The 14,829-nt window shown below is 66.2% G+C and carries 12 protein-coding genes; 10 read left to right on the top strand and 2 right to left on the bottom strand.

Translation table 11 applies throughout. The features are described 5' to 3' along the window. The first annotated feature begins 25 nt into the window (after positions 1–25). From AC5P5X_RS05315 to AC5P5X_RS05285, 7 genes are all read left to right on the top strand, one after another. The gene (locus AC5P5X_RS05315) at positions 26–511 is read left to right on the top strand and encodes a GNAT family N-acetyltransferase (RefSeq protein WP_010480482.1); all 486 of its coding nucleotides are present in this window, start codon (positions 26–28) and stop codon (positions 509–511) included. After that, a complete protein-coding gene (epmA, locus tag AC5P5X_RS05310) occupies positions 508–1,464 on the top strand; it encodes an EF-P lysine aminoacylase EpmA (protein WP_099481443.1) in 957 nt (318 codons plus the stop codon). The genes AC5P5X_RS05315 and epmA overlap by 4 nt, the downstream gene beginning before the upstream one ends. Before the next feature lie 138 nt (positions 1,465–1,602). Then, positions 1,603–2,331: a DUF3011 domain-containing protein gene (locus AC5P5X_RS05305; RefSeq protein WP_099523256.1), complete on the top strand. Its 729-nt coding sequence runs from the start codon at positions 1,603–1,605 to the stop codon at positions 2,329–2,331. A 47-nt stretch (positions 2,332–2,378) separates the two neighbouring features. Next, positions 2,379–3,443, top strand: coding sequence for an S-methyl-5-thioribose-1-phosphate isomerase (gene mtnA, locus AC5P5X_RS05300; RefSeq protein ID WP_005413901.1), 1,065 nt, complete (start codon positions 2,379–2,381; stop codon positions 3,441–3,443). A gap of 217 nt (positions 3,444–3,660) precedes the next feature. After that, entirely contained in the window at positions 3,661–6,375 is a 2,715-nt protein-coding gene (gene gyrA / locus AC5P5X_RS05295; protein ID WP_088431503.1) for a DNA gyrase subunit A, read from the top strand. 131 nt (positions 6,376–6,506) lie between these two features. Continuing rightward, entirely contained in the window at positions 6,507–9,035 is a 2,529-nt protein-coding gene (locus AC5P5X_RS05290) for a membrane-bound PQQ-dependent dehydrogenase, glucose/quinate/shikimate family (RefSeq protein WP_111189477.1), read from the top strand. 264 nt (positions 9,036–9,299) lie between these two features. Next, positions 9,300–9,782 (top strand): REP-associated tyrosine transposase, encoded by a 483-nt coding sequence (locus AC5P5X_RS05285; protein ID WP_043034605.1) that lies wholly within the window; start codon positions 9,300–9,302, stop codon positions 9,780–9,782. A gap of 179 nt (positions 9,783–9,961) precedes the next feature. Here the strand turns inward: AC5P5X_RS05285 and AC5P5X_RS05280 are convergent, their stop codons facing one another. Together AC5P5X_RS05280 and AC5P5X_RS05275 are read right to left on the bottom strand one after the other, a co-directional pair. Then, a complete protein-coding gene (locus tag AC5P5X_RS05280) occupies positions 9,962–10,363 on the bottom strand; it encodes a DUF3037 domain-containing protein (protein ID WP_043034606.1) in 402 nt (133 codons plus the stop codon). Further along, the gene (locus AC5P5X_RS05275) at positions 10,341–11,117 is read right to left on the bottom strand and encodes a HipA family kinase (RefSeq protein ID WP_021202746.1); all 777 of its coding nucleotides are present in this window, start codon (positions 11,115–11,117) and stop codon (positions 10,341–10,343) included. The genes AC5P5X_RS05280 and AC5P5X_RS05275 overlap by 23 nt, the downstream gene beginning before the upstream one ends. A 239-nt stretch (positions 11,118–11,356) precedes the next feature. Here AC5P5X_RS05275 and AC5P5X_RS05270 point away from each other — a divergent pair, with 239 nt between their 5' ends. The 3 genes from AC5P5X_RS05270 (at position 11,357) to AC5P5X_RS05260 (ending at position 14,827) form a co-directional block, all read left to right on the top strand. Continuing rightward, positions 11,357–11,686, top strand: coding sequence for a hypothetical protein (locus AC5P5X_RS05270; protein ID WP_005413891.1), 330 nt, complete (start codon positions 11,357–11,359; stop codon positions 11,684–11,686). A gap of 167 nt (positions 11,687–11,853) precedes the next feature. Beyond that, complete coding sequence (locus AC5P5X_RS05265; RefSeq protein ID WP_111189478.1) at positions 11,854–14,316, top strand: S9 family peptidase; 2,463 nt, start codon at positions 11,854–11,856, stop codon at positions 14,314–14,316. 190 nt (positions 14,317–14,506) lie between these two features. After that, entirely contained in the window at positions 14,507–14,827 is a 321-nt protein-coding gene (locus tag AC5P5X_RS05260; protein WP_005410210.1) for a hypothetical protein, read from the top strand. Positions 14,828–14,829: the final 2 nt, after the last annotated feature.

The raw sequence follows: 14,829 nt of genomic DNA, 5'->3' as shown, positions 1-14,829 counted from the left end.
CGGCATGAAGCACAAAGGAATACCGATGCAGACTGCCCCACTGGATTTCCGCCTGGCCACCCGTGCCGACGAAGAACTGTTGATCGCGTTGATGCGCGAGTTCTATGCCGAAGACAGGATCGACTTCGACGACGCGCGCGTGCGTCGCGGCGTGGATGCGCTGCTGGCCGACCCACGCAACGGCGAAGTGCTGTTGTGGCTGGACGAGGCGGGCGAGGTGGTCGGTTACGCAGTGATCGCGATGGGCTTCAGCCTGGAACAGGGCGGCCACTTCATGCTGCTGGACGAGCTGTACCTGAGCCATCGTGCGCGTGGTCGCGGCCGCGGCAAGCAGGCGCTGGCCATCTGCGAACAGCGGGCACGGGGCCGCGGCGTAAGCCGCCTGCGCCTGGAAGTGAACCACCACAACGAGCTGGCCCGTCGCCTCTATCTGGCGAGCGGTTACATCGATGACACCCGCGATCTGCTGACCCTGCCGCTGGACCACCCGCGCCCGGAGGGCATCCTGTGAGCGAGGCCCTGCTGCGCGCGCTGCAGCAGCGCGCCGCGCTCAATGCGCTGGTCCGCCGCTTCTTCGCCGAACGCGATGTGCTGGAAGTGGAAACGCCGATCCTGTCGGTGGCCGGCAACACCGAGCCGAACATCGACAGCTTCCATACCGATTTCACCGGCCATGTCGATGCCGGCGGACGCCGCCGCTGGCTGCGCACCTCGCCGGAGTATCCGCTCAAGCGCCTGTTGGCGGCGGGCGTGGGTGACTGTTACGAACTGGGCCGGGTGTTCCGCAATGGCGAGGCGGGCGGCCGCCACAACCCGGAATTCACCATGCTGGAGTGGTACCGGGTTGGCTGGGATCATCATCGCCTGGTGCAGGAGACCGCCGAGCTGGTCGGCCAGGCGCTGGCGCTGGTCGGGCGTAGTGCGACCCTGCGCGTGCTGAGCTACCGCGAGCTGTTCCAGCAGCATGTGGGCGTTGACCCGTTCAAGGCCGATGAGGCTGCATTGCGGGCCGCGCTGGGTGATGTGCACATCGATCCGGTCGGTTTGACCCGCGATGACTGGCTGGACCTGTTGATGACCCATCGCATCCAGCCGCAGTTTGATGACACAGTGATGACCGTGGTCCATGACTGGCCGGCCAGCCAGGCGGCGCTTGCGCGCATCCGTGCCGGTACACCACCCCTGGCCGAGCGTTTCGAGTTGTACCTGGGCGCGGTGGAGCTGGCCAACGGCTATCACGAACTGAACGACGCCCACGAGCAGCGCGCGCGCTTCCAGCGTGACCTGCAGCGACGCCATGAACGTGGCCAGGTGCAGCCGGCGCTGGACGAGGCGCTGCTGGCCGCGCTGCCATCGATGCCGGCGTGCGCGGGCGTGGCGGTGGGGGTCGATCGCCTCCTGATGGCGATGAACCGCACGCCGCGCATCGCCGACGTGCTGGCCTACGACTTTGCCCACGCATGAGCGACCTGCGTTCCTGAACGTCAAAGACTGAACGGAATTCCGCGATTCCGCGCTTGCTTCGGTAAGCAGGATGATGCTCTTATCACGGCAGATGCCGGACACTGGCACGCAGTTCATCCATTCCTGCTGGGGAAGGCTTTGGTCAAGTGGTTTGCGGTTGTCGCTGCACCGGTTTACTCCATCGCGCTCTGGGGTGCCTGGTTGCCGTCATCGGCATCTGCGCAGCAGGCCGGCTACGACGGTGAAGTGGTGACCTGCGAATCACGCGACATGGGCTGGGTGCATTGCGATATCGATGTCAGCAACGGCGTCGACCTGGTGCGCCAGCTTTCCAACAGCAGCTGCATCCGTGGCAGCGAATGGGGCACCGACCGCAGTGGCGTGTGGGTCACGCTGGGCTGCCGCGCCGAGTTCCGCGCACGCCGCGCTGCGGGTGGCGCACCGGTAGCCAGCGAGGGCAAGCGCCTGGTCCGTCGCGTGGTGCGTTGTGAATCCAATGGTCGCCCGCAGAGCTGCCCGGTGCGCCTGGATGGCGCGCCAGTGCGCCTGCTGCGCCAGCTGTCGGCGCTGCCATGCCGCGAAGGGCAGGGCTGGGGCTACAAGCGCAATGAAGTCTGGACCAGCCGCGGTTGCCAGGGGGATTTCGAAGTGGCTGACGAGGACGGCCGATTCGTTGACGTACCACGCCGGCTGACCTGTGAATCGAAGTCGAAGAAGCGCCGTTTCTGCGGCGCGAGCATTTCGGTCGGCGCCGTCGTCACCGAACAGTTGTCCAGCACCCCGTGCGAGGAAGGCAACACCTGGGGCTGGAACCGCAACGGCATCTGGGTGGACGGTGGCTGCCGCGCCGAGTTCTCGGTGAATTGAGCCCGGGCGGGCTCCAACCCCGGGGGGCGTGGCCCTACAATGGGCCCATGAACACTGCCTCCGACATCGACTACGCCCGTTACGACCATATCCGCCCGATCCTGTGGACCGGCGATGCTCTGCAACTGCTGGACCAGCGCAAGCTGCCGTTCGTGGTCGAGCATGTGGTCTGCCATGACAGTGACGAAGTGGCTGCGGCCATCCACGCGTTGACCGTGCGCGGTGCGCCGGCCATCGGCATCGCCGCCGCCTGGGGCGTGGTGCTGGCCGCACGTGACGTGCAGGCCGCAGACGGTGCGCACGCGCTGCAGCAGCTGGAACCGGCGCTGCAGCGTCTGAACGCCTCGCGTCCGACCGCCGTCAACCTGGCCTGGGCGCTGGCGCGCATGCGCCGTTGCTTGAATGCCGCCGGTGCTGACTGGAAGGCGAAGCTGGAGGCCGAAGCGCAGGCCATCGCCGAGGAAGACCTGGCCGCCAATCGCCACATGGGCGCGCTGGGCGCAGGCCTGATCGAAGCCGGCAGCGGCGTGCTGACCCACTGCAACACCGGCTCGCTGGCCACCGCCGGCTTCGGCACCGCGCTGGGCGTGATCCGCGCCGGCATGGCCCAGCACCGCATTGCCCGCGTGTTCGCTGGCGAGACCCGTCCGTGGCTGCAGGGCGCGCGCCTGACCGTGTGGGAGCTGCAGCAGGATGGCATTGACGCCACGCTGATCGCCGATTCGGCCGCCTCGCACCTGATGAAGACCGGCGCTGTGCAGTGGGTGATCGTCGGTGCCGACCGCATCTGCGCCAACGGCGATACCGCCAACAAGATCGGGACCTACCAGCTGGCCATCGCCGCCCGCCATCACGGCGTGAAGTTCATGGTCGTGGCGCCGTCCTCGACGGTGGACATGGAGACCGTGGACGGCAGCCAGATCGAGATCGAGCAGCGCGATCCGGGCGAGCTGTACGGCGTGGGTGGCACCCGCACGGTGGCAGAGGGCATCGCTGCCTGGAACCCGGTGTTCGACGTCACCCCGGGCGAGCTGATCGACGCCATCGTGACCGAGCGCGGCGTGATCCTGAACCCGACCCCGGAGAACATGCGCGCCGCCTTCGGCGGCTGACGCGCGGGGGAGGGGCCGCGTGACCTCCGCCCCCGGTGGGGCCGGCCGCGGGCCGGCAACCCCCTAAGTTCCTGATTTGTGCAGGTAAAATACCCGTAAAGGGAGGCGGAAAACGGCCTGTTGTGGTAATATCCGCAGGTTGAATCGAGGTTCCGGCACGACCCCCTCCCGCAGGGTGCTGCGCCGGACTGGACCGCTACCAGACAACGGAACCCGAATGGCAGAAACCGCCAAGGAAATCATCCAGGTCAACCTGGAAGACGAGATGCGCAAGAGCTACCTCGATTACGCCATGAGCGTGATCGTGGGCCGCGCGCTCCCGGATGCGCGCGACGGCCTCAAGCCGGTGCATCGCCGCGTGCTGTTCGCGATGAATGAACTCAACGCGCACAGCAACAAGCCCTACTTCAAGTCGGCGCGTATCGTCGGTGACGTCATCGGTAAGTACCACCCGCATGGCGATCAGTCGGTGTACGACACGCTGGTGCGCCTGGCACAGCCGTTCTCGCTGCGTTACATGCTGGTCGATGGCCAGGGTAACTTCGGCTCCATCGATGGCGACTCCGCCGCGGCAATGCGATACACCGAAGCGCGCATGTCGCGCCTGGCGCATGAGCTGATGGCGGACATCGACAAGGAAACCGTCGATTTCCAGCCCAACTACGACGAAAAGGAACTGGAGCCGACGGTCATGCCGACCCGGTTCCCGAACCTGCTGGTCAACGGTTCGGCCGGTATCGCGGTGGGCATGGCGACCAACATCCCGCCGCACAACCTGAGCGAATCGATCAACGCCTGCATCGCGCTGATCGACAACCCGGAAATCGACGTCGACGGCCTGATGGAGTACATCCCGGGCCCGGATTTCCCGACCGCCGGCATCATCAACGGCACCGCCGGCATCGTCGCCGGCTACCGCACCGGCCGTGGCCGCGTGCGCATCCGTGCCAAGGCCGATATCGAAGTGGCCGACAACGGCCGCGAATCGATCATCGTCACTGAAATTCCTTACCAGGTGAACAAGGCGCGTCTGATCGAGAAGATCGCCGAGCTGGTCAAGGAAAAGAAGATCGAAGGCATCAGCGAGCTGCGCGATGAGTCCGACAAGGACGGCATGCGCATCTACATCGAGATCAAGCGCGGTGAATCTGCCGAGGTTGTGCTGAACAACCTGTACCAGCAGACGCAGATGGAATCGGTGTTCGGCATCAACATGGTGGCGCTGGTCGATGGCCGCCCGCAGTTGATGAACCTCAAGCAGATGCTGGAGGCGTTCGTCCGCCACCGTCGCGAAGTGGTCACCCGCCGTACCGTGTTCGAGCTGCGCAAGGCGCGCGCCCGTGCCCACGTGCTGGAAGGCCTGACCGTCGCGCTGGCCAACATCGACGAGATGATCGAACTGATCAAGACCTCGCCGAACCCGAACGAAGCACGCGAGCGCATGCTGGCCCGCGTGTGGGAGCCGGGCCTGGTCGGTGCGATGCTGGGTGCCGCCGGCGCCGAAGCCTCGCGCCCGGAAGACCTGCCCAAGGGCGTGGGCCTGATCGAGGGCGGCTACCAGCTGACCGAGATCCAGGCCACCCAGATCCTGGAAATGCGCCTGCACCGCCTGACCGGGCTGGAGCAGGACCGCCTGACCGATGAGTACAAGCAGCTGCTGGAAGTGATCGCCGGGCTGATCCACATCCTGGAAGATCCCGACCGCCTGCTGCAGGTGATCCGCGAAGAGCTGGTCAGTGTGAAGGCCGAATTCGGCGACGAGCGTCGTACCGAGATCCGTCACAGCGAAGAAGACCTGGACATCCTCGACCTGATCGCGCCGGAAGACGTGGTGGTCACCGTGTCGCATGCCGGTTACGTGAAGCGCCAGCCGGTGAGCGTGTACCGCGCGCAGCGCCGTGGTGGTCGTGGCCGTAGTGCGGCGGCGACCAAGGAAGAGGATTTCATCGAACAGCTGTGGCTGGTCAACACGCATGACACGCTGCTGACCTTCACCAGTTCGGGCAAGGTGTTCTGGCTGCCGGTCTACCAGCTGCCGGAAGCGGGCTCCAACGCCCGCGGCCGTCCGATCATCAACTGGATCCCGCTGGAACCGGGTGAACGCGTGCAGGCCGTACTGCCGGTGCGCGATTACGCCGATGGCCAGTTCGTGTTCTTCGCCACCAAGAACGGTACGGTCAAGAAGACCCCGCTGGGTGAGTTCGCCTTCCGTCTGGCGCGCGGCAAGATCGCGATCAATCTCGATGAGGGCGACGCGCTGGTCGGCGTCGGCCTGACCGACGGCCAGCGCGACATCCTGCTGTTCGCCTCCAACGGCAAGACCGTGCGCTTCGGCGAGGACAAGGTCCGCTCGATGGGCCGTACCGCCACCGGCGTGCGGGGCATCAAGATGCCGGCCGGCGAGGAAGTGGTCAGCCTGATCGTGGCCGAAAGTGCCGGTGGCATCGAGGACGAGAACGAGGACGACAGCGGTGTCGAGGAAGCCGCCGGCAATGGCGATGCGGTGATCGAAGGCGCCGACGACGCCAGCGTTCAGTACATCCTCACCGCAACCGAGAACGGCTATGGCAAGCGCACCCCGCTGCCGGATTATCCGCGCAAGGGCCGTGGCACCCAGGGCGTGATCGGCATCCAGACCACCGAGCGCAATGGCAAGCTGGTCGCCGCGGTGCTGATGGGCTCCAGCGACGAAGTCCTGCTGATCTCCGATGGTGGCACCCTGGTGCGTACCCGTGGCTCGGAAATCAGCCGCGTCGGCCGCAACACCCAGGGCGTGACCCTGATCCGCCTCTCCAAGGACGAGAAGCTGCAGGCGGTGGAGCGCATGGATGCCTCGATCGACGAGGACGAGGACGAGGTGGCTGCCGCCGCCCCGGCCACGACCGACGGCGCCCCGGCTGCTGCCAGCAGCGAGGACGCCGCGCAGGAGTGATCCTGCCGCGAGCCTGAGGTACCCGACGACGCCGGCCCTGTGCCGGCGTCGTCGTATCCGGGTGCCAGGCATACGCGCGCGCTTCACGCAGGCGGTGGGATAACGGCGCATGCTGCCCCCGGAGATCGACGATGTCCGCCACGCCGCAGTCCGCTCCTGCTCCCGTCCGCGCCTCCCGGCATCCCCTCGTCACCGTGCTGTCACTGCTGCTGGTCGTGCTCGGCCTGGTCATCGGCGGGCTCGGTGGGTGGCTGCTCCGCCTGGGTGGCTCGGCGTACTACGCCATCGCCGGGCTCGGCCTGCTGGCCAGCGGAACCCTGTTGTTCGGCAACCGCCGCAGCGGCGCGCTGCTGTATGCGCTGGTGTTCATCGGCACGCTGCTGTGGACCTGGTGGGAATCGGGCAGCGACTACTGGCGCTGGGTGCCGCGGCTCGGGCTGGTGACTGCGCTCGGCATCGTGCTGGCGCTGCTGGCGCCAACGCTTCGCGAGCCGGTTTCAAAACGCCTGTCGCGCAGCGTGGCGGGCGTGCTGATGCTGGTGTTCGTGGCCGCCTTCGGCCTGGCCTTTGCCCCGCATGGGGAAGTGGACGGGCACCTGCCGTTCCCGGAAGGCGCAGTCAGCGCCGGACTGGAACCTACGCGCGATACCACGGGCCTGCAGCCGGCTGACCAGCCCGCCGAGGGCGACTGGCCGGCGTGGGGCCGCAGCAATGCCGGCACCCGCTATTCGCCGCTGCAGCAGATCACCCCGGCCAATGTGGCCACGTTGCAACCGGCCTGGCAGTTCCGTACCGGGGATATGCCGAAGAAGCGCTGGGGTGCCGAAACCACGCCGCTGAAGATCGGCGACCGCCTGTACCTGTGCACCGCACGCAACCGCCTGATCGCGCTTGATGCTGCCAGCGGCAAGGAACTGTGGCGGTTCGATCCAAAGGTGAAGGATGCCTCGATTCCCTATACCGCTGCTTGTCGTGGTGTGAGCTATTACGAGCAGCCCAGCACGCCGACCCTTGCCGATGCAGCATTGGCCGATGTTGCCGCTGATCTGGCGTTGCCGGAACCTCCTCCCAGCGTCACCCGCAGCGCTGCACCGGGCAGTCGACCGGCGTGCTGGGCGCGCATCATTGAAGGCACGCTGGACGGTCGCATCATCGCGGTGGACGCGGACAGCGGCCGCCCCTGCGCGAATTTCGGCAACAACGGGCAGGTCGACATCACCCTGGGCATGGGCGAGGTGCCACCGGGTTACGTGTCGATCAACTCGCCGCCGGCCATCGTGCGCGGCGTGATCGTGACCGGCCACCAGGTGCTGGACGGGCAGCGCCGCGATGCGCCGTCGGGCGTGATCCAGGCGTACGACGCCATCACCGGCAAGCTGCGCTGGGCGTGGGACATGGACCAGCCCGAGCGCAGCGGCCTGCCGCCGCGCGAGCAGACCTACACGCGCGGCACGCCCAACATGTGGACCACCGCCACCGGTGATGAAGCGCTGGGCCTGGTCTACCTGCCGCTGGGCAATGCCGCGGGCGACTACTGGAGCGGCTCGCGCACGGAAAACCAGAACCGCTATTCCACCTCGCTGGTGGCGATCGACGTGGCCACCGGCAAGCCGGTCTGGCATTTCCAGGCGGTGCGCAAGGATGTGTGGGACTACGACCTGGGTTCGCAGGCCAGCCTGATCGACTACCCGACGGCGGCGGGCAAGGTGCCGGCGATCCTGCTGCCGACCAAGCAGGGTGACATGTACATCCTCGATCGCCGCAACGGCCAGCTCCTGACTGCCGCCGAAGAGCGCAAGGTGCCGGTCGGCGGCGTCGAACCCGAGCAGCGTTCTCCCACCCAGCTGTTTTCGCTGTACCACACGCTGCGCCGCGAACATGACCTGACCGAGCGTGACATGTGGGGCATCACCCCGATTGACCAGCTGGTCTGCCGCATCCAGTTCCGCAAGGCGTACTACGAAGGGTTCTACACGCCGCCGAGCAGCGAGCGACATTCCATCGAGTACCCCGGCTACAACGGCGGCTCGGACTGGGGCAGCGTGTCCATCGATACGCGCCGCGGCGTGATCGTGGCCAACTACAACGACATGCCCAACTACAACCGGCTGGTGCCACGCGCGGAGGCCGACCGGCTGGGCTGGCTGCCGCGCGAGAAGGTCCGGTTCGACAAGGGCGGTGCCGAAGGCGCGGGCGACCCGCAGGTGGGTACGCCCTACGCCATCCAGGTCAACGCCGGCTGGCGGCTGCCGTTCACCGGCCTGCTGTGCAAGCAGCCGCCCTATGGCGGTATCCGTGCCATCGACCTGCGCACCGGCAAGCTGCTGTGGGACCGACCGTTTGGCAGTGCGCGCGGCAACGGACCGTTCGGCATCCGTTCCGGCCTGCCGATCGAGATCGGGACGCCGAACAACGGCGGTTCGGTAGTGACCGCCAGCGGCCTGATCTTCATCGCCGCCGCCACCGATGATCTGCTGCGTGCCATCGATCTGAAGACCGGCAAGGAGCTTTGGCATGCCAAGCTGCCTGCCGGCGGCCAGGCCAACCCGATGGTGTACGAGCAGGGCGGGCGCCAGTACGTGGTGATCATGGCCGGCGGCCACCATTTCATGGAAACCCCGAACGGCGATTACGTGATGGCGTTTGCGTTGCCCAGGTAGGGCCGACGGGGTAGAACCGGCTGGGTAGAGCCGACTGGGTAGAGGTAGAGCCGACTGGGTAGAGTCGGCTGGGTAGAGTCGACTGTTAGTCGACTGCTCTTCTCCCCCATGCTGGAAAGCCCGCGCTTCGCGCGATAGTCGACTAACAGTCGACTCTACCCAGGCGACTCCACATCCCCGGACGCTGCATCGAGATGGTCCCTGATCCTGACGTTGGCAGTGAACCGATGTCGAGCATCCATCCTGGCGGGCATTCTCGAACTCATGCCCAGCCCTCAACTGCTTGCCGGCCGCCGATCCATAGTCGGCAACGTCTACGCCATCACCATGGTGTGCCGGAACCGCCATCGCGTTTTCGATAGCCCTGCCAATGCCGACCTTGCCATGCAGCTCCTCGGATCGATGGATCGGGAAGGCCTGACTGCATCGTTTGCCTGGGTGATCATGCCGGATCACATCCACTGGCTGGCTCAACTTCGTGGCCATTCGCTGGGCTACTGCGTGCAGCGCTTCAAGGCGCGCAGCAGCTTTCTAATCAACCGGCGGCGAAGGAGCCAGGGTGCAATCTGGCAGGCGGGTTATCACGATCATGCGATCCGCAGTGACGCGTCGCTGCACAGGCACGCTTGCTACATTCTGGCAAATCCCGTTCGAGCCGGTCTTGCCGCGCAGATCGGTGACCATCCGTACGGATGGTGCCGCTGGCCGTTGAGCGAGCTTGAGTCGGCAGGCGAACGCGCATGGTGATGGAACCGACCGGGCAGAGTCAGCCGGGCAGAGTCAGCCGGGCAGAGTCAGCCGGGCAGAGTCGACCGGGTAGAGTCGACCCGGTAGAGTCGACTGTTAGTCGACTGCCTTAATCAATGCCGCCGAAGAGCCCGCACTGCGTGCGTTAGTCGACTAACAGTCGACTCTACCAGTCGCCGCTACGCGTTAGGTGCCGGCACCCGCACCATCTTCGTCATCAAGTGTTCCACCACACCCGCCGGGTCGGTCGTGCGGCCCACATGCGTGCTCGACATCTGCACGACCGAACTGCGCTTGGCGGTAAGGAAGTGGAAGCGGGCACGCGCGGGCAGTTGCGCGATCGGCCCGGCGTTGGCGTCGCCACGGCAGATGGCCACGATCGCATCCAGCCACGGTTGCAGCGCCTCCTGGTCCAGCGCCGGCGCGAAGGCACGCAGGCGCGCAGGATCGATCTCGATGGCCGCTTCCAGATGGCGCGCGCCAGGGCAGGAGACGATCACCCCGACGTTGATGAACTCCTCGCGTTCCACCCGCGGTACCACGCGGATGACCGCATAGTCATACGTGTGCAGCGTGGGCACGGATGGCCTCCTGCACGAACACCGCACGCACTTTCAGGCGGTGCTTGAGATAATCGATGTAACCCTGGCGGTAGGCTTGGGGGCTGTCGAACGCCGGCTCGTTGACCAGCCAGCTGTCCGGCACCAGGCCGACGATGCGTTCGATCTCGGCATCGGTCAGGCGCGCGGCCAGCTCGGCATCCACCTCGGCGATGCGACTGGCGAACGACAGCAGCACATGGTCGCGGATCAACACGAACGGCTTTTCGCAGGCATCGCCGGCGTTGGCCCAGTCGTGATGGAAGTACATGGCCGCACCGTGATCGATCAGGTACAGCTTTCGATGCCACACCATCAGGTTCGGGTTGCGCGTGGTGCGATCGACATTGCTGGTGAACGCATCGAACCAGACGATGCGCGAGGCCAGGTCGGCATCCACCGGCATTGCCGCCGGATCGTAATTGATCGCACCGGGCAGGTAGTCCAGGCCCAGGTTCAGGCCTTCGCTGGCGCGGATCAGCTCCTGGATTTCCGGGTCGGGCTCGGTGCGGGCGAACTCGCGGTCCAGCTCGACGAACAGGATTTCCGGAATCGGCAGGCCCAGCGTGCGTGCCATCTCGCCGGCGATCAGCTCGGCGATCAACGCTTTCGGGCCCTGGCCGGCGCCACGGAACTTCAGCACGGCCATGCCGTCGTCGTCGGTCTCGACCACGGCCGGCAGGGAGCCACCTTCCCGCAAGGGCGTGATGTAGCGGAGGGCATGTACGGTGCGCATGCGTGCATTCTAGCGTGGGTGCAGGCGCAACCCTCTGACCGGCGAGGACCGATTTCGGCCTTCACCTGTCCCTTCCGCCTGCGATGGCAGCATCCTGCTACAGGAACCCTTGGGTTCATGGGCGTACTGGCACTCTCGATGCAGAGGCTCCAGGCTGGGTACCTGCTCGGCTGCCAGCGACGCGCACTGCGAAGCGGAAACCTCATCCACGATGTCCTGCAGGCTACGGAGGTGCACCGATGAGCGACGAATTCACTCCCATTCTGCCGACCTTGGACGATGCCAAGGCGGAAGAAATGATCGGCAAGGTCGTACTGGTCGGGGTTACCCGCTATGGCGGCGACGGTCAGGTAAAGGGGCTGGAGCAGTACGCCGGCACGGTGCTGCGCATCAGCGCCGACGAGGGCGTGGTGCTGGCCGACGAGAATGATGGCCACGAGCGCTACCTGCCACCGATGCTGGACCAGTACCAACCAGCCGAACCCGGCGAGTACCGCATGCGCACCAGCGGCATGATCGTGGTCGACCCCGACTACCTGGCCACCTGGGACCTGCACGCGCAGCAGTAGTGCCAGGCCATGCCTGGCAGGTGCCGGCAGTTCCCCGGCACCTCCCGGAGCCGCACTTTGCCCCATCCGGCCACTAGTCCTTCCGGCCCATTCACGACAACCCCTGCGGTGCTAGATTCGGGTCCATGCCCGATTCCGGGCGCCCATTCACACCCCAGGGGATAAGGATGCTCATCCGTCGAACCTCTCTGGCGGCGGCTGTTGCCGTTGCCACCGTCGGCCTGCTGGCCGCTGGACCGGCTTTCGCTGATTACGCGAAGCCGCCGGAACACCTGCTCAAGGTGCTGAAGGCGCCGCCGCCGCCGGCGCCGAACGTGGCCCCGGGCGGCCAGCGCCTGCTGCTGACCACCGCGCAGACCTACCCGTCGATCAGCCGCGTCGCCCAGCCGTACCTGAAGCTGGCCGGCGTGCGCCTGGAGCCGAAGAACCGCAGCCGCCATGACACGCCCGGTGGCTACGGCATTCCGGCCTGCGTGGCCGACTTCACCCTGGTCGACATCGGCAGCGGCAAGGAGACCAAGGTCAACCTGCCGCAGGGCTGTGCCACCGGTGCGCTGTGGTCGGCCGATGGCAGCCACTTCGCCTTCCAGAATGCGGTCGATACCAGCGTGCAGCTGTGGGTAGGCGATGCGGCCACCGGGCAGGTGAAGCAGGTGCCGAATGTGCAGCTGAACCCGATCTTCGGCTACACCGTGCAGTGGCTGGGCGGCAGCCAGAACCTGCTGGTGAAACTGGTACCGGCCAACCAGGGCCCGGCACCTTCCAACGGCGGCGTACCGACCGGCCCGGATGCACAGGAGTCGCTGGGCAGCAGTGGCGAGAGCAGCACCTACGAGGCCCGCGACACGCTGACCAGCGTGCACGACGAGAAGCTGTTCGCTTATTACGGTGCCTCGCAGCTGGCCGTGGTCGATACCGCCGCCAACAGCGTGCGTCCGGTCGGGCAGCCGGCGCTGTTCAACGAAGTCAGCGCCGCACCCGATGGCGTGCACGTGCTGACCGAATCGATCAAGGCGCCGTACTCGCATGCGGTGACCTACCAGCGCTTCGCCAACGACGTGGCCGTGCTGGACATCGCCAGCGGCAAATCCACGCCGATTGCCAGCCTGCCGCTGGCCGATCGCGTACCGGTGCATGGCGTGCCGGAAGGCCCGCGTGGCTTCGACTGGCGTGCCACCGATCCAGCCACCCTGGTCTATGCCGAGGCACTGGACAAGGGCGACTGGAAGGTCAACGTGCCGCACCGCGACCGCGTGCTGATGCTGAAGGCCCCGTTCAACGGCAAGCCGACCGAAATCACCCGTACCGCGCAGCGATTTGAGGGCTTCGCGTGGACCGCCGATCCGGCCGTGGCGTTCCAGTACGAGAACGACGAGAACCGCCACTGGATGCAGACCCGCATCGTCGATGTGGACCAGCCGAAGAAGGAAGGCCGCCTGCTGTGGGACATGTCCAGCGACGAGCTGTATGGCAACCCCGGCAACCTGGTCTTTACCCGCCTGCCGAATGGCGCGCAGGTGGTGCGCCGTGAGGGCAACCATGTGTTCCTCAGCGGCCGTGGCGCGTCGCCGCAGGGCGACCGTCCGTTCCTGGACCGCCTGGACCTGGGCACCCGGAAGAGCGAGCGCCTGTTCCGCAGCAGTGCCGACGCCTACGAACAGTTCCTCGGTTTCAGCAGCACGCCGGGGCGCTACCTGACCTGGCACCAGTCGGTGATCGATCCGCCGAATGCCTTCATCCGCCAGCAGGGTGAGGCAGTGGCTGATGCGAAGGCCGGCGAGGCGCAGTTCGCGTCCACCGCGACCGCGCTGACCAAGCTGGTCGACCCGACCCCGGAGGTGCGCCAGATCAAGAAGCAGCTGGTGACCTACAAGCGTGCCGATGGCGTGGACCTGTCGTTCACCCTGTACACGCCGCCGGGCTACAAGGAAGGCCAGCGCGTGCCGGCGATCCTGTATGCGTACCCGGCCGACTTCGCCAATGCCGCGCAGGCCGGCCAGGTGTCCGGTTCGCAGCAGACCTTCACCCGTCTGCAGCCGTACCGCCTGATGCTGCTGGCCGGCTACGCGATCATCGACAACGCCTCGTTCCCTATCGTCGGGGACCCGAAGAACGCGTACGACACTTATCTGGAGCAGTTGGAAGCCGATGCCAAGGCGGCGGTGGACAAGGCCGTGGACATGGGCGTGGTCGACCGCAACCGCATCGGCGTGACCGGTCACAGCCACGGTGGCCTGATGACCGCCAACCTGATCGCGCACACCAAGCTGTTCAAGGCCGGCGTGGCGACCAGTGGTTCGTACAACAAGACCTTCACCCCGTTCGGCTTCCAGAACGAACGCCGCTCGGTCTGGCAGGCGCAGGACGTGTACCTGAAGGCCTCGCCGTTCTTCTATGCCGACAAGATCAAGCTGCCGCTGCTGCTGGTCCACGGCGAGGACGACGCCAACCCGGGCACCGAGCCGTTCCAGTCGCGCAAGCTGTACCAGGCGATCCGCGGCAACGGTGGTACCACCCGCCTGGTGATGCTGCCGAACGAGCCGCACTGGTACACCGCGCTGGAGTCGAACGAGCAGCTGGTATCGGAAATGCTGAACTGGTTCGACACCTACGTGAAGAATGCCAAGTGAAGGAACAGGAAGGCCACCTCCGGGTGGCCTTCCTAGATCCTGCTGTAGCGCCAAGCCCACGCTCGGCTGTAACCAGCCGCACGTGCTCTGCAATCAACTGTGGAGACTCGGTAACGACGTGTTACCGGCACATTCGCATGCCACGCAGATGGGCTAGGCTGACCCTGTGAGTTCGTCCCGGGTCGGTGCAATGAAAGCCATCGTTCTTGCTGCAACGTTGTCGTTGGTCCTGGTTTCAAACGCCCATGCCCAGTCGCTGCCCACCGAGCTGGCGCAGCTGGGGATCATCGCCGGCATGCCCTACGCCAAGGCCAAGCGCCTGCTGGATGCTGCGGGATGGCAGGTGAAGCCGGCGCAGGGCGCGCCGGAATCGCTGGAGGGCTTTCCGGAAGTGGGGTGCCAGAAGGGCGGGAAGCAGTGCGCGACGACCTTCGAGAAGGGTGAACAGCAGATTGCGGTGCGGCTGGGCACTACCCTGGCAGGGCAGCCGTTCGTGCAGAGCGCTGATTGAGC

Source organism: Stenotrophomonas sp. YJH_SMC_91 (assembly GCF_059368495.1).
The sequence above is the reverse complement of the archived record's forward strand: the minus strand, read 5'-3'. Positions and strand labels throughout refer to the sequence as shown.

Coding starts and splice junctions, on each gene's coding strand:
- AC5P5X_RS05260 (WP_005410210.1), top strand. CDS start 14,507: ATGAAAGCCATCGTTCTTGCTGCAACGTTGTCGTTGGTCCTGGTTTCA.
- AC5P5X_RS05275 (WP_021202746.1), bottom strand. CDS start 11,117: ATGCGCACCGTACATGCCCTCCGCTACATCACGCCCTTGCGGGAAGGT.
- AC5P5X_RS05265 (WP_111189478.1), top strand. CDS start 11,854: ATGCTCATCCGTCGAACCTCTCTGGCGGCGGCTGTTGCCGTTGCCACC.
- mtnA (WP_005413901.1), top strand. CDS start 2,379: ATGAACACTGCCTCCGACATCGACTACGCCCGTTACGACCATATCCGC.
- AC5P5X_RS05285 (WP_043034605.1), top strand. CDS start 9,300: ATGCCCAGCCCTCAACTGCTTGCCGGCCGCCGATCCATAGTCGGCAAC.
- AC5P5X_RS05315 (WP_010480482.1), top strand. CDS start 26: ATGCAGACTGCCCCACTGGATTTCCGCCTGGCCACCCGTGCCGACGAA.
- AC5P5X_RS05270 (WP_005413891.1), top strand. CDS start 11,357: ATGAGCGACGAATTCACTCCCATTCTGCCGACCTTGGACGATGCCAAG.
- AC5P5X_RS05290 (WP_111189477.1), top strand. CDS start 6,507: ATGTCCGCCACGCCGCAGTCCGCTCCTGCTCCCGTCCGCGCCTCCCGG.
- gyrA (WP_088431503.1), top strand. CDS start 3,661: ATGGCAGAAACCGCCAAGGAAATCATCCAGGTCAACCTGGAAGACGAG.